The organism is Albidovulum aestuarii (genome assembly GCF_029961185.1).
In the GTDB taxonomy this organism is placed as follows: domain Bacteria; phylum Pseudomonadota; class Alphaproteobacteria; order Rhodobacterales; family Rhodobacteraceae; genus Albidovulum; species Albidovulum aestuarii.
In genome coordinates, this window is record NZ_JASBQQ010000001.1 from 647,360 (window position 1) to 670,410 (window position 23,051).

Sequence of the window (23,051 nt, forward strand, 5' to 3'; positions counted from 1 at the left end):
TTCCGGGACGGCGCACAAGCACCGTCCCGTCCGTCACTTTCGCAACGCTCACTCGGCGTCCTCGTCGTCCCAGCCGAACCACTGGCCCATGCCTTGCCCCATGCCGTGACCATGACCCTTTCCGTGGCCCTTGCCGCGCATCGACTGGCGGCCTTCGCGCATCTCGGACATCCTGGCCTGCATCGCCTCGGCCTCTTCCGCGCTCACCGCGCCGTCGCCATCTGCATCGGCCCGGTCGAACATGCGGTCATGTGCTGGCGGGGCCAGCATCTCGACCGCACTGATCTTGCCGTCGCCGTCCAGATCGCGCATGGCGAACTGCCGGTCGACCATCGTGGTCACATGCTCCTGCATCTTTGCTGTCATGAAGGCGGTCGCCTCGTCCTTCGAGATCATCCCGTCCTTGTCGCCGTCGAGACCCTCGACCGCCGCCTTGCGGTGTGCGTCCAGTTCTTCCTTCGTGATCTTGCCGTCACCATCGGCGTCGAACTCGGCAAAGTCGAAGCCACCCCCCATCATTCCCGGCATCATCATACCGCCGCCCATCATGCCGCCGCGCATTCCGCCGCGATCATGGGCCGATACGATGGCCGGCACCGCGAGAAGCGCCGCGCCGGAGAAAAGTGCGACGAGCGCATATGATGTCTTGGAAGCCATGTCGTGTCCTTTCGGTTAATCCCGGCGGTGTCCGTCGCCGTCTAATCGTAAAACGGGCACGGCCCCGAATTCCGTCGCCGCCCACCGCAATATCCGCGACATTTTTTCACCCGGCCCGCATCTGCCTTCGCTTTCGCGGTCCGAAATGCTACAGGACAGGCAACAGGAGACGCCCATGACCGATACGCTTGCCCTCCCCGAGGATGACCGCCCCGTACGCCCCGCCATGTGGCGCGGCTGGCGCCTGCGCTGCCCGAATTGCGGCGAGGGGCGGTTGCTGCACGGATATCTGAAGGTCAATGACCGCTGCTCTGCCTGTGGCGAGGACCTGCACCACCAGCGCGCTGATGACGGGCCCGCCTATATGACGATCCTGATCGTCGGCCACCTGATGGCACCGATGATCATGTGGGCCTTTGTCAAGTTCCGCCCCGATCCGCTTGTTCTGTCTGCGGTTTTCGCCATCGGCTGCATTGCGCTGTCGCTCTTTCTCCTGCCGCGGATGAAGGGGATTCTGGTCGCGATCCAATGGGCCAAGCGCATGCATGGCTTCGGCACGGATTCCAATGGCTGACACCGGCGAGGCGACCCCGATCCGCGATGCCTCGACGGTGCTTCTGGTGCGCCGCGACGGCGAAACCGGTCCCTCGATCCTCATGGGGCAGCGTGGCGCGGGCGCGGTCTTCATGCCGAACAAATATGTCTTTCCCGGCGGTGCGGTGGACCGGGGGGATGCCGATATCCCGCTGGCCGCGCCGATCGGGCCGGTCTGCACCGCGCGGCTCGGGCTCGACGCCACCCCGGGGCTGGCAGGCGCGCTGGCTGCAGGGGCGATCCGCGAGCTTTGGGAGGAAACCGGCCTGATCCTCGGGCAGAACGGTGTCTGGCCCGGCGCGGTGCCCGACGACTGGCAGGACTTTGCCGGATCGGGATACATCCCCGCCGCCGCCCCGTTAACCTTCGTCTTTCGCGCGATCACGCCGCCCGGCCGCCCGCGCCGCTTCGATGCGCGGTTCTTCCTTGCCGACGCGACCCATGTCGCGGGCGATCCCGATGATTTCTCGCGCGCTTCAGATGAACTGTCACATCTGCACTGGGTGCCTCTGACCGAAGCGCGGCGGCTGAACCTGCCCTTCATCACCGAGGTCGTTCTGGGCGAGGTGTCGGCCCTCCTGGACCACAATGGGCCACCTGACAGCGTCCCCTTCTTCGACAATTCCGGACCTGTTCCCCGGTTTCGCAGACTGCAGTGACGTCTCAGGCGAAGCTGAGGACAATCATCAGGACTGAGAGCACGACCAGCGCGATCCCCGCCATCTCGCGCGTCAGCAGCCGTTCGCGAAAGACCAGAACCGAGGCGATCATGGTAAAGACGATCTCGGCCTGCCCAAGCGCCCTCACATAGGCCGCATTCTGCAACGCGAAGGCCGCGAACCAGCCGAGGGAACCTAGCATTCCGGTTATCCCGACCAGAACCGTCCTGCGCCAGCGGGTGAGGACACGGGCCAGTTCCCCCGGCTCGCGCCATACCAGCCATGCCGACATCAGGACCGTTTGCAATAGCGTCGCGGCGGCAAGCGCCACCAGCGCCCGGGTGAAGAACGGCAGGGGCAAAAGCTCCAGCGTCGCGCCGCGATAGCCGATGGCCGAAAGGCCAAAAAGCCCTCCAGCCAGAAGGCCGAAAAGAACGGGTCGCCCGACCAGCTTTGCACCGGGCTCCAGCCCGCGCGACAGAATGATCACACCGGCAAAGCCGATCCCGATGGCCAGCCATCCCGCTGGGCTCACCGCCTCGCCAAGGATCACGGCGGAAAACAGCGCGACCTGCACCGTCTCGGTCTTGGTGAACGCAACACCCACCGCGAAGTTCCTTAGCGAGAACAGCGCGACGGTGAGAAAGGTCGCGACGATCTGGGCAATGCCGCCAAGGGCCACGAATGCCAGAAAACGCGGGCTGATCGCGGGTAAAGGGTCCCCCGTCGCCCGCAGGACCAGTACGGCCAGCGTCAGGGCAATCGGTGCTGCGAACAGAAACCGTGAAAACGTCGCCCCGCCGGTCGACAAACCCGCGCCCTTCAACTGCTTTTGCAGCATGAAACGCACGGTCTGCATGGCGGCAGCGGCCAGAGTGAAGATGACCCAGAGGCTCATGCGCCCCTTCTGTCACGCCGGAAGGGCAGAGGAAAGATCAGTTCCCCGGGCGCAACGGATGCGGCACCGGATCCTTTGCCTTCAGGAAATACTGGCGGAAGATCTCGCCATAGGATCGGTACAGATACCCCTCGTTCCGGCGCAGGAACTCCTCACGCCGCTCGGCATAAAGCGCAGGCAGCCTGTACCAGGCAACACCGGGCTTTGCATGGTGCACGGTATGCAGGTTGTTGTTGAGGAACAGGAAGGACAGCACACCCCGCCCCTCGACGATGACCGACCGGCCCCGCGCCAGATCATGGGCGCGGTGTTCAAGGAAGGTGCGGATCTTCAATATAGACATGCCGGCATAGGCCGAGGCGACATAGGCAAGTACCGGCATCTCGGCAGCGGCGATCCAGAGCCCGACAAGGATCAGCCCGGCCACGTGCAAGGCCCAGTCGCGGGCGATCGCGCGATCTCCGTCAAGGATCGCGCGGGCATCGCCGGAATAGAGCGCGTGAACCGACAAAGCCGGGCCGATCAGCATCCGCCCTAGAAGCGTGTTGTTCGCCCGCAAAAGGCGTTGCCGCCAGCGCGGCAGACCTGCCCAGACCACCGGGTCGAGGTAGTTCGATTCCGGATCGTCATAGGGATCGGTCAGCCGCTCGTCGCGGTGATGCTCAAGGTGCAGATCGCGGAACCGGCCGTAGGGGTAGAAAAGCCCGATGGGCAGAAAGACCAGCGCCTCATTCAGCGCCTTCTTGCGGAACGGATGGCCGTGCAGCACCTCATGCTGAAGCGAGGAATGTAGCGTCACCGACAGGATAAGGACCGCGATGCCGAAGGGCAGCCAGAGCGCGGCAAGAACCGTGGTCGCAAGCGCACAGGCGAGGTAACATGCGGCGAGCAGCGCCAGCGTCGGCCATTCAATTGCGGGACGGTTCTCAGACATGCCCGCCCCCGATGCGTCCCCAGGAGATACGGGACCAGACGCGCTCGTAGACGATGTAACAGGTGAGGCCGATCAGCGTGTTGGCAACGGCCATTCCCCCGCCAAGCGCCACCGAACCGGTCATCAAGAAGCCGACAAGCGCCATTGAGGCGAGGCCGAGCAGGTTCCACAGAATTGCCTTCAGAAATGTCCGTTTACGCGTATCCATTCACATCCCTTTCTCCTCAGACCAGCTAAGCGAAGACCGGGAAATTGCGAATTCCGAATATGATTAACAATTCTCATCATTTGTGATTTAATTAACATCATGCGCAAAAATATCGACAAACGCGACCGCGCCGGCCTGTTTCGTGACCGTCTCGTGCAGGCTCTGGCCGAAAAGGGCGAAAACCAAAGCAGCCTCGCCCGCCTGGTGGGCGTGGACCGCTCCACCATATCCCAGCTTCTGACCGGTCAGGGCGCCCGGCTGCCGAACGCGCAGGTCGTGGCCGAATGCGCCACCGCGCTTGACGTTTCGGCCGACTGGCTTTTGGGCCTGACCGAACGGCCTGAACGGCTGGCCGATCTCCTCGCCACCTCGATGACCATGACCGAAGCGCCCCGCGCGCTGATCGACGAAACCATCTTCGGCTGGCATCAGGAGGCGGCGGGCTACAAGATCCGTCATGTCCCGGCCACCCTGCCCGACATGCTGAAGACCCGCGACATGCTGCGCTGGGAATACGAGCCGCAACTGGGCCGCACCGCCGAACAGGCCATCGGCGCGTCGGAGGACCGGCTGAACCTCATGGCGCGGTCGGGCTCGGATTATGAAATTGCGCTGCCGCTGCACGAACTGGAGGCCTTTGCCCGCGCCGAGGGCTATTACCGTGGCCTGCCCGCCCACATCCGCGCCGAGCAGATCGAGCGGCTGCGCCAGCTTTACGGCACGCTTTACCCGGCCTTGCGCATCTATGTCTTCGACGCGCGGCGGGTCTTTTCCTCACCGGTCACGATCTTCGGCCCGCTCCTCGCCGTCCTCTATCTCGGCCGCCACTACATCGCCTTCCGCGACAGCGCCCGCGTGACGAGCTTTTCGGCGCATTTCGACTGGCTGGTGCGCGAAGCGGAACTCGGCGCGCGCGACTTTCCGTTTCTGCTCAACCGGTTGGAACGCGAGACAGCCATCTGACCCCGGTCGGTTACCGCACGACTGGCAAGGAGCACTTCACTTCCCGAAAAGTAGGAATAACAAGGGCACAGGCGCCACCGCCACCAGCACCGAAATCAGATAGGGCCAGAACCGGTAGCACCCAGATATTCCGGCAAAGAAGGCAAGGCCCCCTCCCCCGCCTAAGGCAGAATTTCCGGGCATGTTCAGCAAGATCGCGAGAACCACATATCTGTTGCGCATCAATCCTTTGCCGAACCGCCCGGAGATCTTTCCTGACACAAAATCCGGACGGTCCTGCGGAGAGATACCAGAAAGTTCCACAATAAAGTCGGCGGCCCGTTTCAGCCTCAGCCAGCCCGCCAGCCGCGACAGAACATGCAGCGGAACGAACCTGGCGATGCCGTAGGACAGAAGCAGCGCTCCGACCATGCCGGTGTAAACGATGGGGGACGCCTGCCCACCGAAAACGAAAAGCAAGGTCAAGCCGATCTCGGCACCCGGAACGAAGGGGACCGCCGCGGCCAAGACAAACAAGAAAAGCGCCCACATCATGATGCGATGGATCAGCGGTTCGTTCATCGGGCGCATTTCAGGGATGGCGACACCCAGCAGAACCTTTCCTGCGATCCAGCCAAGAGCAAGAAGACCGACATAGAGACCAATGGCACGCCTTGCCGCCCAAAGGCGCTTCAGAACCGGGCGCACAGCGCGTTTTCTTCCGGGTTCATACCGTCCATCTTCAACAGAATCTGCGTCAGCGTCGCCGGCGAGCCAGTACTTGCATCAGCCCCCCGAAAGGCGATGTCGCGGCGAGAGGTCCAGTACCAGCGCTTTCGCTCCCAACGGATTACCACCTCGATTTGTCCGGCCTCGTCGACAAAACCGTCATATTCAAAGCGCCCCCGGCTGTCGCTTTCAAGAACACCTGTGAAGCGTATCCCGCCATCAACCTCATGCGCCGAGTATAGCCCCGGGACAAAACCGCAGCGTGTACAGATGTCGGACCAGAAATGCCCGTCGCTGAAATACAGGCTGTCGGCAAGATCAGGATTTTCGGCAGGTCCGATCAGCCCGGTGAAGACCCGTCCGTCCAGCGACCCATCTGCCAGGGCTGGAACAAGGCAGGCGAACCAGAGGCTCGCCAACAACACCGGGAATCTGACTGACCTGTGCAACGTCTCCTCGCCGCCCTGCCACCCGGCCACTATAGCAAGGCATCACGACAAGGGAAGGCGCAGCCAAATGCTTGGTGCAGGTTGCATGGCTGTACGCTGGGCCTCTGATTAGCGCAGATGCCCGGCCTCAAGCCGGACCACGCGGTCCATGCGCTCGGCAAGCTCCATGTTATGCGTCGCGATCAGCGCCGAGAGGCCGGTCTCCCGGACAAGCTCCATCAGCGCATCAAAGACCTGATCGGCCGTGCCCGGATCGAGATTTCCCGTCGGCTCATCGGCCAGAAGCAGTTTCGGCCGGTTGGCGAGCGCCCGGCAGAAGGCCACGCGCTGCTGCTCGCCGCCCGAAAGCTCCGCCGGGCGGTGATCCGCGCGGTGGCCGACGCCGACCCGCGCCAGAAGGTCGCGCGCCCGCGCATCGGCCCCGGCCCGTGCCAAGCCATTGGCAAGCTGCGGCAGGACGATATTCTCCTCGGCACTGAATTCGGGCAGCAGGTGGTGGAACTGGTAGATGAAGCCTACATCCTGCCGCCGCGCCGCGGTCCGCGCCCGGTCGGAAAGCCCGGTCATCACCTTGCCGCCGATGGCGACCGTGCCCGTGTCCGCGGTATCCAGTAGCCCCGCAATATGCAGCAGAGTCGACTTCCCCGCGCCAGAGGGCGCGACCAAGGCCACGACCTCACCCCGCGCGACCGTCAGGTCCAGATCGGACAGCACCCGCACTTCGCCCGGCAGGCCCCTGAGATAGGTCTTGGCGACGCCCTTCAGCTCCAGCACCGTCTCACTCATAACGCAGGGCCTCCACCGGGTTCATCCGTGCCGCACGGCGGGCGGGGAAGATGGTGACGACGAACGAGAGAACGAGCGACAGCGTCACGGCGCGGAAGATGTCCCAGCCGCGCAGGTCGGCGGGCAGCCGGTAGATACCGCGCACCGACGGGTCCCATGCGCCGCCCCCGGTCGCATAGTTGATCGCCGACATAATGCCGTCGATGTTGAGCGCCAGAAGGCAGCCAAGGATCACCCCGGCGATGGTCCCGATCACACCGACAAAGGCGCCGCAGAGGAAGAAGACCCGCAGGATCGAGCCTTCGGTCAGGCCCATCGTGCGCAAAATCCCGATATCGCGGCCCTTGTTCTTGACCAGCATCACAAGGCCCGAAGTGATGTTCAAAGCCGCGATCAGCACGATCAGCGCGAGGATCACGAACATCACGTCATCCTCGATGGAAAGCGCGTTCAGGAAGGCGCTCGACGCATCCTTCCAGGTCCACAGAAGCGTGCCATCGCCGCCCGTCTGATAAAGCGCCGGAGCATAGCCTTCGATCGCCTCGGGATCGGTGACGAAAACCTCGATCTCATCGGCGCCGCGTTCGCGGTTGAAGAAGGGTTCAGCCTCGGCATAGGGCAGGTAGATGCGGGTGCGGTCGATATCCCAGCGGCCTGCGCTGAAGATATAGACGACCTCATAGGCATTGACGCGCGGGCTGGTGCCGAAGGCGGTCTTGTTGCCGTTGGGCTGGATCACCTTCACCCGGTCGCCGACGGCAAGCCCCAGATCGCGGGCGATGCCAAGGCCAACCGCCATCCCCTCATCGAAGCGCCCGATATCGCCCATCGCCTCTTCCGAACTGGCAATGCGCGGGATCGCCTTCAGATCGTCGAGCGTGATGCCATAGATCTCGGCCACGTTCGACCGGTCCCCCGCCGTCACCATCGCCTGTCCGCGGATGATCGGCGCGGCGCGGGTCACGCCGGGGATCTCGCGGATTGCGGCGGCAAGGTTCCCGGCCTCGGGGATCGCCCGGCTGGCCACACCATCCTCATCCACCCATGTCGCCCGGCTGACCGAGACATGGGCATTCGCGCCAAGGATCGTATCGACGAACTCTGCCCGGAACCCCGCGCGCACGGCCAGCGTCGCGACAAGGGCCATCACGCCCAGCGCGATGCCGACGAGCGAAATCCACGTCATGACGCTCACGCCCCCCTCGGCGCGGCGGGCGCGCAGATAGCGCCAGGCGATCATGATCTCAAAACGGGAAAACGGCGCTGTGGCCACGCTCTGCTCCTGTCCTCTTTGGGCGGGAGACATGCGCCGAAAGCGGGCGCGGGTCAAGGCGCGGGGTCCTGCCAGGCCGGTCCACACTCACCCGAACGTGATCGTTGCGTGGGGCCAGAGCGGGCATCATGGCACGATAACAGAGGAGAACGACATGAAACGCATCACCCTCTCGCTCGCCGCAGCGCTTGCCCTGACCACCTCGGCCATGGCGCAGGACGCGACCCGCGCGTTCGAGAATGTCACCGGCGATGTCTACCGGTTCCAGAACAACTTCCACTACGCGCTCGTGGTGCCGACATCCGAAGGCACCGTTGTGGTCGATCCGATCAATGCCGAGGCCTCGGGCTGGCTGACCGAGAACCTGAGCCAGATCACCGACCAGCCGGTCACGCATCTGATCTATTCCCACTCGCATGGCGACCATGCCTCGGGTGGTGCAGCGCTCGGCGCCACCACCATCATCGCCCATGACAACGCCCCCGCCGAGATCGACGGCGTGACACCGACCGAACGCTTCGCTGACACCCACACATTCGACCTCGGCGGCAAGACCTTCGAACTCACCTATCTCGGCCCCGGCCATGGCGAGGACATGATCGCCATCGTTGTTCGTCCCGAGAATGTCGGCTTCATCGTCGATGTCGCCTCGCCCGAAAGGCTGCCCTACCAGACGTTCGGCGGCGCCAATATCGACGACTGGATAGGACAGGTCGCCAAGGTCGAAAGCCTCAATTTCGAAACCTTTGCCCCCGGTCATGGCCGGGTCGGCACACATGATGAGGTTGCCCCCAACCGCGAATATATCGAAACCCTGCGCGCGGGCGTGCTCACGGGGCTGAAGGACGGTAAATCGGTCGAAGAGATCACTGCCGAACTAACCATGGACGACTACATGGGCTGGAGCCAGTACGAGGACTGGCGGCCGATGAACATCCAAGGCATGGCCGAGTACCTGACCAATGCGGGGCTCGTAAACTGAGCCGGTCTGCCCGGTCAGTACCGCGCGCGCCGCCGGAACGGTGCGAAGATCAGCGACAAAAGCCCGCCGATCGCCGCCCAACCGCCGACAAAACCCGCGCCTGCGGTCGACAGGCCCGCCGTCGTCACCGGCATGGCCGGTTCGAAATCGGTCCAGGTCGCCTGCAAAAGTGCGGTATCCGTGAACCGGTGCGGCAGCAATATCCGCTCATACGGCCCGGCCTCGCGCAGAAGCGCGAGGTCGGATGACAACCGGTCGAGCCGGGTGAAGGCGCGGCGCATATCCTCCTGCCGGTAGCCGAGGAATTCGGTCCCGCTCATCGAGGCCAAAGCCTCCTCGCGGCTCAGCCCGGCCTTGGTGGCCGAGGCATCAAACTCCGTCGTGACCTCGGTCAGCGCATCGACCTGCCCGGCCAGACGTTGCAGATATTGCTGCGAAAACTCGGGAAATTGCGACAAACCGGCCGCCCCGGCCAGCCCACCCGCGAGGCTCATAACCTTCAGCACGATTTGACCCTTTCCGTCACCATCCCGGGCCCTACTCTGCCCCGGTTGCCCGCCTTGCCGCAAGAAGTTCCGCAACAGGGCCGTGGTGGCGGTTTCAGATGCCCTCGTAGATCGCCTTGATGCGTGCGACGGCGGCCTCGGGCGTCATCTCTTCGCTGTCACCCGTGCGGCGCGATGTCAGTTCCACCTTGCCCGCAGCCAGCCCGCGCGGACCGACGGTGATGCGCCACGGCAGGCCGATCAGATCCATAGTCGCGAATTTTGCGCCCGCGCGTTCGTCGCGGTCGTCGTAGAGCGGCTCCAGCCCGGCCTTGACCAGCGCAGCATAGATCTCGGCGCAAGCCCCATCGGTCGCGGCATCGCCCTGCTTGAGGTTGACGATCCCGCAATGGAACGGCGTCACGCCCTCGGGCCAGATGATGCCCTTGTCATCGTGGCTGGCCTCAATGATCGCGCCGACGAGTCGCGATACGCCGATCCCGTGTGAGCCCATATGGACCGGCACGCGTTCGCCCTTGTCGTTAACGACGGTCGCCCCCATCGGTTCGGAATACTTGGTGCCGAAATAGAAGATCTGGCCAACCTCGATCCCACGCGCGACCCGGCGGCGCGCCTCGGGGATCTGGTTGAAGACCGCCTCGTCATGGGTCTCATCAGTGCGGGCATAGCGCGAGGTGAACTCCTCCAAGACCGCGCGGCAGGCCGCATGATCGTCATAGTCGATATCGCGGTCGCCGAATTTCAGATCGGTGATTTCGCTGTCATAGAAGACCTCGCTTTCACCGGTCGAGGCGAGGACGAGGAATTCATGCGTATCGTCGCCGCCAATGGGCCCGCTGTCCGCCCGCATCGGGATGGCCTGAAGACCCATGCGCTCATAGGTGCGCAGGTAACTGACCAGATGGCGGTTATACGCGTGCAGCGCGTCCTCCTTCGTCAGGTCGAAATTGTAGCCGTCCTTCATGTAGAACTCGCGGCCGCGCATCACGCCGAAACGCGGGCGGATCTCGTCCCGGAACTTCCACTGGACGTGGTAGAGCGTCATCGGCAGGTCCTTGTAGGACCCGACATGGGCGCGGAAGATGTCGGTGATCATCTCCTCGTTCGTGGGGCCGTAGAGCATGTCGCGCTTGTGGCGGTCGGTGATACGCAGCATCTCCTCGCCGTAATCGTCATAGCGCCCGCTTTCGCGCCAGAGATCGGCGGGCTGCAGGGTCGGCATCAGCATCGGGATATGGCCCGCGCGGATCTGCTCCTGATGCACGATCTCTTCGATCCGCTTCAGCACCTTGAAGCCCATCGGCAGCCAGGAATAAATCCCGGCGGCCTGCTGCTTGATCATGCCGGCGCGCAGCATATAGCGGTGGCTGACGATCTGCGCCTCGGCGGGGTTTTCCTTGAGGACGGGCAGGAAATAGCGGGAAAGGCGCATCTCGGTCTCGGATCCTTGAAATTCGGGTTGCCCACCGCTTATGCCAAAGACCGGGTTCAGGCAAGCGGGCCGGTTGGCCTGATCCGGCGGAGACGCCTTCGGCGTCACATCTTTGGTGCGTCCGCGCGGCAAGCGCGCGGACAGTTGGGGGCTGTCAGCCCCCAAACCCCCGAGAGTATTTCCGGACAGAAAGTGAAGCGGCTGCCGGTTTGGGGTCTAAGGGGCTGCCAGCAGCGCCCGTGCGGCATCGCGCGCCGCCTCGGTGACGTTTTCGCCCGAGAGCATACGTGCGAGTTCGTCCACCCGCGCCCCGGGCGCGAGCGGCAGGACGGTGGATGTTGTCACCTCGGCCACGACCTGCTTTTCCACCCGCCAGTGATGCGCGCCTCGTGCCGCAACCTGCGGCGAATGAGTGACAACGAGGATCTGCGCGGTCTCGGCCAGCCGGGCGAGCCTGCGGCCCACGGCATCCGCCGTTGCCCCGCCGACGCCCCGGTCGATCTCGTCGAAGATCATCGTCAGCGCCTCGCCGCCCCGCGCCAGCACCACCTTCAACGCCAGGAGAAAGCGCGAAAGTTCGCCGCCCGAGGCGATGCGGTTCAGGGGCCCCGCAGGCGCGCCCGGGTTGGTGGCCACGGTGAACTCGACCTGGTCCACGCCTTCGGGTCCTGGCTCAGCCTCGGTGAAGGAGGTCGCGAAATGCGCGCGTTCCATCTTCAGCGGCGCCAGTTCGGCGGCAATCGCAGCGTCAAGACGGCCCGCGGCCTCCCATCTCTGGGCGGACATGGCTGAGGCTGCCGCGTCATAGGCGGCATCGGCCGCCTCAACCGCATTTGATAGCGCCCGGATATTCTCCGCACCGCCATCAAGCGCGGCGAGCCGGTCGCGCAAGCCCTCGGCAAAACCGCCAAGATCGTCGGCCAGAACGCCATGTTTGCGCGCCAGCGCACGGATCGCGAAGAGGCGTTCCTCGACCGCCTCCATCTCGCGCGGATCGAAGTTCAACCGCTCAAGGCAGGTCTCCACGCCCTGCGCCGCCTCGCCGAGCTCGGTGATCGCCCGGCCAAGTGCCGCGATCGGTTCATCGAGCGCGCCCTCGGCCTTGTCCGCCGTCCCGTCGAGCCAACGTGCAGCATCGGCCATCAGCCCCTCCGCTCCATCCGGGCCAAGCACCTGCGCGGCGCGGGCAATATCCTCGCGGATGCGTTGACCGGCCTGCATCAGGCGGCGGCGGGCGTCGAGGTCCGCCTCCTCGCCCGGCTGCGGGTCGAGCTTGTCCAGTTCCGCCACGGCATGGCGCAAAAACTCCTCCTCGGCGCGCATCTCGGCCAAAGACGCCTCTGCCGCCGCCAGCGCCTTACGCGCCTCGGCACGCGCGGCCCATGCCCGCCGCAAGGGCACGGGATCGACCCCGGCGAAGGCGTCGAGCAACTGGCGATGGCCGCGCGGGTTCAGGAGCCCCCGGTCGTCATGCTGACCGTGAAGCTCGATCAAAGTCTCCGACAGCGCCCGCAAGACCTCGCCCGACGACCGGCGGTCATTGACCCAGGCGGTCTTTCGGCCATCGGCAGAATTAACCCGGCGCAGGATCAGTTCGTCCCCTGCCTCCAAGCCGGCCTCGGCCAGCACGGCGCGCGCCGCATGGCCTGCTGGCAGATCAAAGGCCGCCGTCACCTCGCCCTGATCTGCACCCGCGCGCACCAGTTCCGCCCGGCCCCGCCAGCCCAGAACGAAGCCGAGGCAATCAAGAAGGATCGACTTGCCCGCCCCGGTCTCGCCGGTCAGCACATTCAGGCCCGGCCGGAACTCAAGGTCCAGCCGGTCGATGATCAGCATGTCGCGTATTTCGAGCGAGCGCAGCATATCCGCCCCGTAGGGTGGGGTTTTACCCCACCGCCCCCATCAAAGCCACTCGCCCTTGATCACCTGACGATAGACCTTGGCCAGCCAGCTGTCGCCCTTCGCCTCGGGCTTCAGACCGTGGCCGGTCAGCAGCGCATAGCTGTCCTCGTACCAGTCGGTGGACTGGAAGTTATGGCCAAGGATCGCGCCCGCCGTCTGCGCCTCATCGGTCAGGCCGAGCGACAGATAGGCCTCCACCAGACGGTGCAGGGCCTCGGGTACATGGGTCGTGGTCTGGAAGTTCTCCACCACGACGCGGAAGCGGTTGATCGCGGCGGTGTAATGCTTGCGTTTCAGGTAATAGCGCCCGATTTCCATCTCTTTCGCGGCGAGATGGTCGAAAGCCAGATCGAATTTCAGGATCGACGAGCGGGCATAGTCGCTGTCGGGATATTCCTCGATCACCGCACGCAAGGCCTGCAGCGCTTGGAAGGTCAGGCCTTGATCACGGCCGACCTCATCAATCTGGTCGTAGTAGGAAAGCGCCAGCAGATACTTGGCATAAGCCGCGTCCTCATCGGCGGGATATGTGTCGATATAGCGCTGCGCGGCGGCGCGGCTTTCCTCGTATTCGCGGTGCTTGTGATAGGCGAAGGCCTGCATGATCAGCGCCCGCTTGGCCCATTCCGAATAAGGGTAGAGCCGTTCGACCTCCGAAAAATACTTGACCGCCTCTTCGCTCTTGCGGCTGTTTTCCAGTTGCCGTTCACCAAGCCTGTAGATCGCCGCCGCATCGAGCTGTTCCAGATCGACCTCGCGGTTGCCACCGCCACAGCCCGCAAGAAACGCGGTCAGCACGAGGCCACCGACAAGCTTTGCCGCTTTACTGCCCCGAACCATTGCCCGCCTACCCCGTTTCTGCATTACATTCCCGGCCCTGGACAGACCGCATCCGAACCCGGTATCCGCCTTCGTCTAGCACAGAAAAATCCGGGGCGCAAAACGCGTTTAGCGCGTGGGAGGGGCTCAGGCAACCGCAGGAATATCGGCGCGGTTGACGCCCGAGCCGGGCAGGCTGCGGCGCGTCGCTTCGTCGCAATCGACGATGCGATAGGCCGAAGGGTCGGCAAAGAGCGCCCGCAACAGGCGGTTGGTCATCGCGTGACCCGCGCGGATACCGGTATAGCGGCCAAGGAGCGGCGCACCGGCAAGAGCGAGGTCACCGAGCGCGTCCAGCATCTTGTGGCGCACAGGCTCATCCGTGCGGCGCAGGCCGCCGGGGCTGACCACCCGGTCGCCATCGAACACGACCGCGTTCTCACCCGGGTTGCCGCCAAGCGCCAGCCCGTTCGCCCGCATCGTCTCCACATCTGCCTGACGGCAGAAGGTGCGGCAGTCGCTGAGTTCGCGCAGGAAGGTGCCGTTGCCCATCTGAAGATGCTTCTGCTGATGCCCGATCGCGGCATCCTCGAAGTCGATGGCAAATTCGATTTCAAGCGCCCGTGCCGGTTCCAGCCGGGCGACTGCCTCGCCATGGCGCACCTCGACCGGCTTCAGGACCTCGAAGCAGCGCAATGGTGCATCCAAAACACGGATGCCGCGCGCCATGATGCCCGACGCGAAGGGCGCCGAAGATCCGTCGAGGATCGGCACTTCCGGCCCGTCGATTTCGATCAGCGCATTGTGGACGCCGCAGCCCGCGAGCGCGGCCATGATATGCTCGATCGTGGAGACCGATGTTCCGGCGGCGTTAGAGACAACCGTGCACAAAGTTGCGTTGCTGACCGAGGCCCAATGCGCCTGAACCATCGCGTCGCGGCCGATCACGTCCGTGCGGCGAAACCAGATGCCGTATTCGGCCGAAGCCGGGTGAATCGTCATCCGCGCCCGCAGCCCGGAATGAAGGCCGACGCCGTTGAAGGTCACTGCGGATCGTATCGTCGTTTGCACGGTTTACCCCGACTTGGCCATGGTTCGGCCTTTTGATAGCGTGGAGGTAATCGTGACCGTCGTGAAAGCCAACTCACTCTTTGCAACGGACTGTAACAATCGTTGCAATTGTCGGCAAAGCGCCGCCTGTGCTCGATATTCTGTCTCTAACTCGTTGCCCTACAAATAAAAAGGGGCGGCTGCCGCCGCCCCTTTTCTGGGAAAATGTTACCGGTTCTCAGTTGGCCTGACGGCGCAGGAAGGCCGGAATCTCGATCCGTTCCTGATCCGGATCGACGTCGTGATCGTCCTCGTAGCTGGCTTGCGTGGTCGGCTGCTGACGCATCGGCGGCATCGTCCGCTCACGCTCCTCGGCCGGGTGGCCGGTCATGCGGTTCAGAAGCGTGTTGATGCCGAAACGCGGTTTTTCGGCTGTCCGCTGCACCGGCTGCGGCCCGCGTGCGGCGGGCTGGGCCACCGGACGCTGCGCCTGTTGCTGGACAGGCGCGCGGTTGACGGCGGCCTGAAGCCGGGCAAGCGCCTCGGGTGACGGCGTGCCCGGCGCGCGGGGACGCGGCGCGACGAAGCTTTGCGGGTCATCTTCGACATGCAGGTTCTGCACATTCGCATTGCGCTCGGGCTGATAGGCGGGCGGCGGCAGGTCGCCCCCGGCCGAGGTCGCATCAAAGAGCGTCCGCTCTTCCTCACGCGCGGCCACAGGCTCGCGGCGCGGCTCTTCCCGGCGCGGTTCCGGCTGGGCGGCAACCGGCTCGGGCGCACGTTCGGCCCGGACCGGCTCCGGTGCGCGAACCGGCTCCGGCTCGGCCACGGCGGCAGGTTGCAGCGGCTCGGCCAGACGACGGCGCGGCGTCGGGATTTCGGTCTGCGCGACATTCGCATCGATGCCAGTCGCCACGACCGACACCCGCATCGTGCCCTCCAGCGAGTCGTCGAGCGTGGAGCCGACGATGATGTTCGCGTCGGGGTCCACTTCCTCGCGAATACGGTTCGCCGCTTCGTCCAGCTCGAAGAGCGTGAGGTCGCTGCCACCGGTGATGTTGATCAGGACACCCTTGGCGCCCTTCAGGCTGATCTCATCGAGAAGCGGGTTGGCAATGGCCTTCTCGGCCGCCTGCACCGCGCGATCCTCACCGGATGCCTCGCCCGTGCCCATCATCGCCTTGCCCATCTCGTCCATCACCGCGCGGACATCGGCGAAGTCGAGGTTGATCAGACCCGGACGGACCATGAGGTCGGTGACACCCTTCACACCCTGATAAAGGACGTCGTCGGCCATGGCGAAGGCCTCGGTGAAGGTGGTTTTCTCATTGGCCAGACGGAACAGGTTCTGGTTCGGGATGATGATCAGCGTATCGACGACCTTTTGCAGGGCCTCGATCCCGTCATCGGCCTGGCGCATGCGCTTGCCGCCCTCGAACTGGAACGGCTTGGTGACGACGCCGACGGTCAGAACGCCAAGCTCGCGCGCGGCCTGCGCGATGATCGGCGCTGCCCCGGTTCCGGTGCCCCCACCCATACCGGCCGTGATGAAACACATATGCGCACCGGCGAGGTGATCGACGATCTCTTCGATCGTCTCCTCGGCGGCAGCCGCGCCGACCGACGGACGGGCGCCCGCGCCCAGACCCTCGGTCACTTTCACACCCATCTGGATGCGCGATTTCGAATGGCTTTGCTGCAGCGCCTGGGCGTCGGTATTCGCCACAACGAATTCCACGCCTTCAAGCTGCTTCTCGATCATGTTGTTGACCGCGTTGCCGCCAGCCCCGCCCACGCCAAAAACAGTGATCCGTGGCTTAAGGTCTTCACGTTCACTCATCATCAGATTCAATGCCATTGATTATCCGCCTGTTTGTCCCCGGCCTGAACCAGCCGCTTTTTTCCGCATTAGTGCGATTTTAGTCACAGAATCGCCGGAGGTCACGAAAAAAACGCAAAAACGCTACAAAATCTGGGGGTTAAATATACGGCATTCAGCGGTATTTCGCCGACACATCAAGATAATGCGGTTACCAGTTGTCTTTAAACCATTTAACCGCGCGACGCAGCGACCGGGCCGGGTAACGTTCGGCCGGAATCTCGAAATCCCACCACTCGTCTTGCGGGTGTGCGGCAAAGAGCGAAAGACCGACGGTTGACGCAAATGCGGCGCCAGTCGCCGCCTGCGGCAGGCCTTGAACGCGCAAGGGGCGACCGAGTCGCACGTTCTGTCCAAGGATTCGCGCGGCCAGCATATCGAGGCCGGGGATCTGGCTCGCGCCGCCCGTCAGGACGATCTGCTGGCTCGGCAACTGGTCGAACCCGGCCGCATCCAGAAGTGCCCTGACCTCCTCCAGAATCTCCTCGACACGGGGCCGCATGATGCCGATCAGTTCCGTTCGGCTCACCTGCCGCCGGTCCTTTTCCCAGTCGCCGCAATCCGCGCCGATCTCGATCATCTCGCGGTCATCCATGCCGGTCGCATGAACCCCGCCATGGATCGTCTTGATCCGCTCGGCGGTGGCCAGCGGCACCTGAAGACCCTTGGAGATATCCGAGGTGACATGGTCACCGCCCAGCCGCACAGAGTCGGCAAAGATCATGTGCTTCTTGATGAAAATCGACAGCCCGGTCGATCCGCCGCCCATGTCTATACAGGCGGCACCCAGTTCCTGCTCGTCCTCGACGAGGGACGACAGCCCGGACACATAGGCCGAGGACGCCAGCCCCGCGATCTCCAGATCGCAGCGCTTGATGCAGTAAAGCAGGTTCTCCACCGCCGTCGTGTCGATCGTCAGCAGATGCATGTCCGCCGACAGCCGGTTGCCGACATGGCCGCGCGGATCGCCAAGGCCCGACCGGTGGTCGATCGCGAAGTTCACCGGATGGGCATGCAGCACCTCGCGCCCCGCGCCGAAATCCGGAACGTCGCAGGCGGCCAATACCCGCGCCACATCCTGCTCGCTGACCTGACCGTCATGCAATTCTATATCGCCCGCCAGCCCATAGCTGCGCGGGCTCGCGCCGGAAAAACAGGCAATGACGTGATCGACCCGCGTCTGCGCCATCTTCTGGGCGGCCTGCACGGCGGTGCGGATCGCGCGCTCGGTCTCGGCCATCGCATCGACCTCGCCGAACCGCACTCCGCGCGAGCGGGTCGTGGCGGCACCGATCACGCGGAACTGCGACTGCCCGGCAAGCGAACCGAGTCCGTCCTCGCGCATCTCCTCAGGCCCGTCGAAATGCAGGACCAGACAGGCGATCTTCGACGTGCCCACGTCAAGGATCGCGACAACGCCCCGTTGCATCGCCGCACGGCGCATGTTCCGCATCGCGCGCTGGGACTGGTAAAGATCGGTCATTGCCCTGTCACCCCGGTTTCAAGACTTGTCAGTTCGGCATTGGCATCGGCCGCGATCCTGATCGTCGGCCGGTTCTGATTGCGCAGATCCACAATGGTCAGATCGCGGCCCAGCATGTCCTCGGCCTGATCGAGCGCGATGACCCGCTGTACGGCCTCGATCGCCTTCGTCTCCGGCAAGAGGATGCGCTGATCGCGGTCCAGCACGATGTCCCAGCGCCGCTCACCGACGCGGACCAGCCCGCGGATACGGTCCCGGATCGGCTCAGCGGCATCTAAAAGCGCCAGCGCCTCGCCCACGCGCGCATCCGCCCCCTCGCCCGCGATCACCGGCAGATCAGGCCGCGCCGCGCGGTTCAGAAGCGTCGCCACCCGGTGGCCGGTCGCGTCCAGCATCTCCAGCCCGGCCTCGGTCCGCCACAGGATCGCCGGCTGACGTTCACGCACCGTGACCTGAAGAATGCCGCCCTTGCGGATATGCAGTTCGGCCGAGGCCACCGCATCGACCTGTTCGATCTCGGCGCGCAAGGCCTCAAGGTCCAGCCGGAAGGATGAGGCAGGCAGCGCCACCGGCAGCATCTTGCGGATCGCGGTCGCGACCGGGGCCGAGGCCCCATCGATCGCCATGAGCTTGACCATGAATTCCGGCCGCGTCTCGACACTTTCACGCAGATCGGCCAGCGATTTCGCGATGCCCGCGCGCCGCGCGTCGTCGGCGAGGTAGCCGCCGACCAGCGACACCGCCAGAACAAAGGGCAGGCCGACGCGCACTGCCAGCCGGAACATCGGCGTCAGCCACAGCCGGTCCATCCGGTAGGCGAGCCGCGACGGCGCCGGATCGCGGCGCACCGGCTCGGCCTGTTCGGCAAACCGCCGTTCCGCCCCGCCTAGCGACCGCATGACGCGTCCTCCACGATCCAGGCGCAAAGCTCGGGGAACGACATGCCCACCGCCGCCGCCTGTTCCGGGCTGAGCGATGTGGGCGTCATCCCCGGTTGGGTATTGGTTTCCAGAATGAAGAGACCCTCCAGCCCCCGGCTGTCATCCCAGCGGAAATCCGACCGCGACAGGCCCCGGCAGCCAAGCGCCCGGTGGGCGCGCAAGGCATAGTCGCAGGCCGCCTTGGCAATCTCGGCGGGAATGACCGCGGGGCAGCTATGGGTCGACCCGCCCGGCGCGTATTTGGCATGGTAGTCGTACCAGCCCGAGGTATGGATCTCGGTCACGCCCAGGGCCCGGTCGCCGAGAACGGAGACGGTCAACTCACGCCCCGGCACATATTCCTCGACCATCGCAATCTCGGGCATCTCCTCACCCAGGTGCGGCGGCGAATTGGCGTCCTTCGCGACGATATAGACCCCGACGGACGATCCTTCGGCATTCGGTTTCACCACATAGGGCGGCGCCATCACGTGCCGCGCCATGACCGCGGCCTTGGGGGCCAGCAGGCTCTCCACCACCGGCAGCCCGACGCCGCGATAGATGTCCTTGGCCCGCGTCTTGTCCATCGACAGGGCCGAGGCCAGCACGCCCGAATGGGTATAGGGAATGGCCAGCCATTCCAGCATGCCCTGCACGCAGCCATCCTCGCCCCAGCGGCCATGGAGTGCGTTGAAACAGACATCGGGTCTGATCTCGGCCAGACGTGCGGCAATATCGCGGCCCGCATCGACCTCGATCACCGTGAATCCTGCCTCCCGGAGCGCTGCGGCGCATTCACGCCCGCTCGACAGCGACACCTCCCGCTCTGCGGAAAGGCCGCCCATCAGTACCGCCACTCTGGAGGCTTGTCTGCTCGACTTGCCTGCCAATTTTGCCTCGAACGGGGCCTTTTCCGGCCCCTTGTCTTATGGTTTCTGCGCGACTGCCTCAGGCGATGTTACGCCCACGCGCATGATTTCCCACTCTAATGTCAAACCGCTGTTTTTGAAAACCCTTTTTCTGACCTCTTCGCCCAATCCTTCAAGGTCTGCAGCCGTCGCGCCGCCGGTGTTGATCAGGAAGTTCGGATGCTTCTCGCTCATCTGCGCGCCGCCCTGCCGCGCGCCGCGCATCCCGGCCTCGTCGATCAGCTTCCAGGCCTTCAGGTCATGCACATCATCCGCCTTGCCGGTCGACGAAAACCCCGCCGGATTGCGGAAGGAGGAGCCTGCCGAGCGGTCTTTGACCGGCTGGGTCGCGTCGCGCTTGGCCAATTGCTCCTCCATCCGCGCGGCCAGTTCCGCCGGATCGGCCAAGGGCCCCTCGAACACCGCCTCGGTGACGATGGCCCCCTCGGGCAAGGACGACGAACGATAGGCAAAGCCCATCTCATCCTTCGTGACCGTCCGCACGGTCCCGTCGCGCGCCACCACCGTCGCCTGAACGAAGTGATCGGCGGTGTAGGACCCATAACAGCCCGCATTCATCCGCACCGCGCCGCCGATGGCGCCGGGAATGGTGCGCAGGAAGGTCAGGTCCACCCCCGCCTCGGCCGCCTTCCGCGCGACATGGGCATCCAAGGCCGCCGCCCCGGCCGTCACCCGGTTGCCTACGACGCTGATCCCGTTGAACCCGCGCCCAAGCCGGATCACCACGCCCCTTATGCCGCCATCACGCACGATCAGGTTCGACCCGACCCCCATCGGAAAGACCGGCACGTCTTCCGGCAGGGCCGCAAGGAAGGTGCAGAGATCGTCGAGATCGGCAGGCTGAAACAACCACTCCGCCGGCCCGCCAACGCGCAGCCAGGTCAGATCGGCCAAAGGCCTGTCAGGGGTCAAAGCCCCCCGGGGAGAGGGAAGGGTCAAACTCATGAGGTGACGGTTAATCCGGCAGGACGACAGGGGCAAGCCTCTCCCGAGGAACGCCCCACAAGAAACCGCACCACCAGATCGCGAACACCTTTCCCCAAAGCGCCTCCCCTCCCCCTCGTGGGGAGGGGATGGGGGTGGGGGCAAACCAGACCCGACACGAGATCAAGCCGGGCAGCGCCCGACCGCGGGCGGGCGCTGCTACGCCAGAGTTGGGCACTTTATGGCGCCGCCACCTCCAACGCCCGTTCCCCTCGAAACGGTTCAGGAGCGCCCGCCCAGGGGGCGGTCGGGCGCTGCCCGGCGGCGCGCAAGCGCGCCTTGATTCCGGGCGGGTTGAAACGGAAACTCCGATTGCATTGGAAGCTCAGCCCAAGCCGCCGCCGTTCCCAAACCAATTACCGGACATGATTTCAGAAGCGACCCAGTGGCCGAAATCCCAAATCTCGCTGGCGTTTTCCTGCGCCACATCGACAATCTTGTCGCCCGCAACGGCAATATCGGCGACGTCCTTGATCTTCTTGGCAACGCCACCCTCTTTCGCCGACTTACGCCCCTCTTCGAAACGGATCGCGGCATCGGCCCCGCGCGGCAACACAGCCGCAAGAAAGTACCACGCGCTTTGCAATTCTTCCTTGGGTCGGCTGGGGTCCTTAATCGTCTTCAACGCCCACGCGGTCGCAACGCGCAGATATCCGCTGCTCCGATCATGCAGGCCCTGACCAAGCGTCAGCGCCTGACGCAACTCTGCTTCGGTGAACAGTTTCACCTGAACCATGGTCCGCCTCCGGATCATTTCCAGAAGCTCCGGGCAGGTTCCGCAAAGATCGGTTTGCTGCCGTGTCCAAGCACCGATCAGGCGTTGCAGCACCGGTTCAGACTGAACGCCTTCCCGCCGGGCAGATGCGACGACCTCCTGAATGGCATCGCCGATTGCATCGTGCAGCTTTAAAGGAGAATCTGCGTATCTCTTCAGGTCACGCCGCAACTCCTTGACGGCTGGGTTCACCGTTTCGCGCAGGGCAAAACCGGGCTGGTTCCCGGTCATCATACCCGCTGTGCGCCGGGTAAAATCGCGCATGGAGGCTGCGACCGCGTCGATGATGTCCGAAAGATCGAATTCTCGAAGTTCATCTGCGACCAGGCTCGCCGACCCAGCATCAACGTCGATTCTTAGAGCGAATGGGTTTTCCCGAATTGCCTCAGCGAGTGCTATTTGAGGATGTGTTAGAAGTGGCCGGTCAATGCCAGCAATTGCCTCCGCAATCGCATCCGGCCCCTGCTGCCATACTACATCGCGTATACAAACTACGTCTCTTTGAAACAAATAGTTGACTGGCTTACCTGCACTAACGCCGTCCCACCATCGCCCCCAAAAACCCCAGGTATCAGGTTTAAGCTCCCATAGCCTGCGCATCGCACGTTCGGATTCGACAAACCAGCTGGGCATTCGCTCAATAGTCCACAAACGTTGGAGGTAGAGCGAGGCTCCTGTGGCCATTGAGTCTGCATCGGCTCGAAGCTGTGCCATAGCCCCGGGGCCAGCTAGAGATATTTCTGAAGCCATACGTATTACTTTTGCGGCGTCATGGCGCGCAGATCGGGCGAGTTCAGACGCTGTCGCGTTGGAGATTTGAAAAGAAGCCGCGGCGTCTGCTGCGTCCGCTGCAACTCGCGCCACATCAACCACTCTTGCAGCGCTCATGCGGTTGGCGGTTTCTGCAATCTGATAAAGAGCCTTTTCCGCCCTAGGGTCTGGAGGTTCAACATACGCATAGCTTGGTGCCTGTTCGTGCACCATGACCATTCCCCATAGACCAAGCCGAAGCGCTGGCAACATCGAAGCATTATTTGCGTTCACCCAAGGCTCAGACATTGCAGCGCCAAGTAGCGGCATCAACCGCAGCACTGCTCGAAGCGCGATGATGGCCGCCTCTTCAGGATGGCGTGTTTCCAGCCACTCAATAAGAGCTTCAACATCTCGGATTTCGTTGGGTTGCGTCATGCTCTCAAGCTGACCGAAACAGCCCTCCCCTTCAAGCACCCGTGTCGGGACGGAAGCCATACGCTTGCCATAC

Annotated in this window: 23 protein-coding genes; 4 read left to right on the forward strand and 19 right to left on the reverse strand. The window is 64.1% G+C overall.

Translation table 11 applies throughout. The features are described 5' to 3' along the window. Nucleotides 1-48: 48 nt before the first annotated feature. Nucleotides 49-657, reverse strand: coding sequence for an EF-hand domain-containing protein (locus tag QKW60_RS03365; RefSeq protein WP_282366415.1), 609 nt, complete (start codon nucleotides 655-657; stop codon nucleotides 49-51). A 175-nt stretch (nucleotides 658-832) separates the two neighbouring features. Here QKW60_RS03365 and QKW60_RS03370 point away from each other — a divergent pair, with 175 nt between their 5' ends. Beyond that, a complete protein-coding gene (locus tag QKW60_RS03370; RefSeq protein ID WP_282366417.1) occupies nucleotides 833-1,231 on the forward strand; it encodes a DUF983 domain-containing protein in 399 nt (132 codons plus the stop codon). Continuing rightward, the gene (locus tag QKW60_RS03375; RefSeq protein ID WP_282366419.1) at nucleotides 1,224-1,910 is read left to right on the forward strand and encodes an NUDIX hydrolase; all 687 of its coding nucleotides are present in this window, start codon (nucleotides 1,224-1,226) and stop codon (nucleotides 1,908-1,910) included. The genes QKW60_RS03370 and QKW60_RS03375 overlap by 8 nt, the downstream gene beginning before the upstream one ends. A gap of 4 nt (nucleotides 1,911-1,914) precedes the next feature. On the opposite strand, the gene QKW60_RS03380 is transcribed toward QKW60_RS03375, so the two are convergent. From QKW60_RS03380 to QKW60_RS03390, 3 genes are read right to left on the reverse strand one after another with little or no spacing between them, the layout of a single operon-like run. Continuing rightward, nucleotides 1,915-2,808, reverse strand: a complete 894-nt coding sequence (locus tag QKW60_RS03380) for a DMT family transporter (RefSeq protein WP_282366421.1) — start codon at nucleotides 2,806-2,808, stop codon at nucleotides 1,915-1,917. A gap of 37 nt (nucleotides 2,809-2,845) precedes the next feature. Beyond that, complete coding sequence (locus tag QKW60_RS03385) at nucleotides 2,846-3,742, reverse strand: fatty acid desaturase (RefSeq protein ID WP_282366423.1); 897 nt, start codon at nucleotides 3,740-3,742, stop codon at nucleotides 2,846-2,848. After that, on the reverse strand, nucleotides 3,735-3,950 hold the full coding sequence (locus tag QKW60_RS03390) for a DUF2061 domain-containing protein (RefSeq protein WP_282366425.1): 216 nt from the start codon (nucleotides 3,948-3,950) through the stop codon (nucleotides 3,735-3,737). The genes QKW60_RS03385 and QKW60_RS03390 overlap by 8 nt, the downstream gene beginning before the upstream one ends. A 99-nt stretch (nucleotides 3,951-4,049) precedes the next feature. Between QKW60_RS03390 and QKW60_RS03395 the strand changes: the two genes are divergently transcribed. Next, nucleotides 4,050-4,913, forward strand: a complete 864-nt coding sequence (locus tag QKW60_RS03395; protein WP_282366427.1) for a helix-turn-helix domain-containing protein — start codon at nucleotides 4,050-4,052, stop codon at nucleotides 4,911-4,913. Between the two features lie 36 nt (nucleotides 4,914-4,949). Here the strand turns inward: QKW60_RS03395 and QKW60_RS03400 are convergent, their stop codons facing one another. The 4 genes from QKW60_RS03400 to QKW60_RS03415 all read right to left on the reverse strand — a co-directional run bounded on the left by QKW60_RS03400 (nucleotide 4,950) and on the right by QKW60_RS03415 (nucleotide 8,162). Further along, nucleotides 4,950-5,600: a hypothetical protein gene (locus QKW60_RS03400; RefSeq protein ID WP_282366429.1), complete on the reverse strand. Its 651-nt coding sequence runs from the start codon at nucleotides 5,598-5,600 to the stop codon at nucleotides 4,950-4,952. Then, entirely contained in the window at nucleotides 5,585-6,046 is a 462-nt protein-coding gene (locus QKW60_RS03405; RefSeq protein ID WP_282366431.1) for a hypothetical protein, read from the reverse strand. Before QKW60_RS03405 ends, QKW60_RS03400 begins: the two co-directional genes overlap by 16 nt. 132 nt (nucleotides 6,047-6,178) lie before the next feature. Beyond that, nucleotides 6,179-6,856, reverse strand: a complete 678-nt coding sequence (locus tag QKW60_RS03410) for an ABC transporter ATP-binding protein (protein ID WP_282366433.1) — start codon at nucleotides 6,854-6,856, stop codon at nucleotides 6,179-6,181. Beyond that, nucleotides 6,849-8,162, reverse strand: a complete 1,314-nt coding sequence (locus QKW60_RS03415; protein WP_282366865.1) for an ABC transporter permease — start codon at nucleotides 8,160-8,162, stop codon at nucleotides 6,849-6,851. Before QKW60_RS03415 ends, QKW60_RS03410 begins: the two co-directional genes overlap by 8 nt. A 121-nt stretch (nucleotides 8,163-8,283) precedes the next feature. On the opposite strand from QKW60_RS03415, the gene QKW60_RS03420 reads away from it, so the two are divergent. Beyond that, a complete protein-coding gene (locus QKW60_RS03420; protein WP_282366435.1) occupies nucleotides 8,284-9,111 on the forward strand; it encodes an MBL fold metallo-hydrolase in 828 nt (275 codons plus the stop codon). Between the two features lie 14 nt (nucleotides 9,112-9,125). Here QKW60_RS03420 and QKW60_RS03425 read toward each other — a convergent pair whose 3' ends face one another. The 11 genes from QKW60_RS03425 to QKW60_RS03475 all read right to left on the reverse strand — a co-directional run bounded on the left by QKW60_RS03425 (nucleotide 9,126) and on the right by QKW60_RS03475 (nucleotide 23,038). After that, complete coding sequence (locus QKW60_RS03425; RefSeq protein WP_282366438.1) at nucleotides 9,126-9,617, reverse strand: DUF2937 family protein; 492 nt, start codon at nucleotides 9,615-9,617, stop codon at nucleotides 9,126-9,128. 94 nt (nucleotides 9,618-9,711) lie between these two features. Continuing rightward, the gene (gene proS, locus QKW60_RS03430) at nucleotides 9,712-11,049 is read right to left on the reverse strand and encodes a proline--tRNA ligase (RefSeq protein ID WP_282366440.1); all 1,338 of its coding nucleotides are present in this window, start codon (nucleotides 11,047-11,049) and stop codon (nucleotides 9,712-9,714) included. Nucleotides 11,050-11,265: 216 nt separating this feature from the next. Continuing rightward, complete coding sequence (gene recN, locus QKW60_RS03435; RefSeq protein WP_282366442.1) at nucleotides 11,266-12,912, reverse strand: DNA repair protein RecN; 1,647 nt, start codon at nucleotides 12,910-12,912, stop codon at nucleotides 11,266-11,268. Nucleotides 12,913-12,951: 39 nt separating this feature from the next. Next, complete coding sequence (locus QKW60_RS03440; RefSeq protein WP_282366866.1) at nucleotides 12,952-13,791, reverse strand: outer membrane protein assembly factor BamD; 840 nt, start codon at nucleotides 13,789-13,791, stop codon at nucleotides 12,952-12,954. 126 nt (nucleotides 13,792-13,917) lie between these two features. After that, a complete protein-coding gene (gene lpxC / locus QKW60_RS03445; RefSeq protein WP_282366444.1) occupies nucleotides 13,918-14,841 on the reverse strand; it encodes a UDP-3-O-acyl-N-acetylglucosamine deacetylase in 924 nt (307 codons plus the stop codon). A gap of 217 nt (nucleotides 14,842-15,058) precedes the next feature. After that, nucleotides 15,059-16,678, reverse strand: coding sequence for a cell division protein FtsZ (ftsZ, locus tag QKW60_RS03450; protein WP_282366445.1), 1,620 nt, complete (start codon nucleotides 16,676-16,678; stop codon nucleotides 15,059-15,061). Nucleotides 16,679-16,850: 172 nt separating this feature from the next. After that, nucleotides 16,851-18,182 (reverse strand): cell division protein FtsA, encoded by a 1,332-nt coding sequence (gene ftsA / locus QKW60_RS03455; protein WP_282366447.1) that lies wholly within the window; start codon nucleotides 18,180-18,182, stop codon nucleotides 16,851-16,853. Continuing rightward, nucleotides 18,179-19,081, reverse strand: coding sequence for a cell division protein FtsQ/DivIB (locus QKW60_RS03460; protein ID WP_282366449.1), 903 nt, complete (start codon nucleotides 19,079-19,081; stop codon nucleotides 18,179-18,181). Before QKW60_RS03460 ends, ftsA begins: the two co-directional genes overlap by 4 nt. Further along, nucleotides 19,069-19,992, reverse strand: coding sequence for a D-alanine--D-alanine ligase (locus QKW60_RS03465; protein WP_282366451.1), 924 nt, complete (start codon nucleotides 19,990-19,992; stop codon nucleotides 19,069-19,071). Before QKW60_RS03465 ends, QKW60_RS03460 begins: the two co-directional genes overlap by 13 nt. 36 nt (nucleotides 19,993-20,028) lie before the next feature. After that, a complete protein-coding gene (murB, locus tag QKW60_RS03470) occupies nucleotides 20,029-20,976 on the reverse strand; it encodes a UDP-N-acetylmuramate dehydrogenase (RefSeq protein ID WP_282366453.1) in 948 nt (315 codons plus the stop codon). A gap of 364 nt (nucleotides 20,977-21,340) precedes the next feature. After that, nucleotides 21,341-23,038, reverse strand: coding sequence for a hypothetical protein (locus tag QKW60_RS03475; RefSeq protein ID WP_282366455.1), 1,698 nt, complete (start codon nucleotides 23,036-23,038; stop codon nucleotides 21,341-21,343). Between the last annotated feature and the right edge of the window lie 13 nt (nucleotides 23,039-23,051).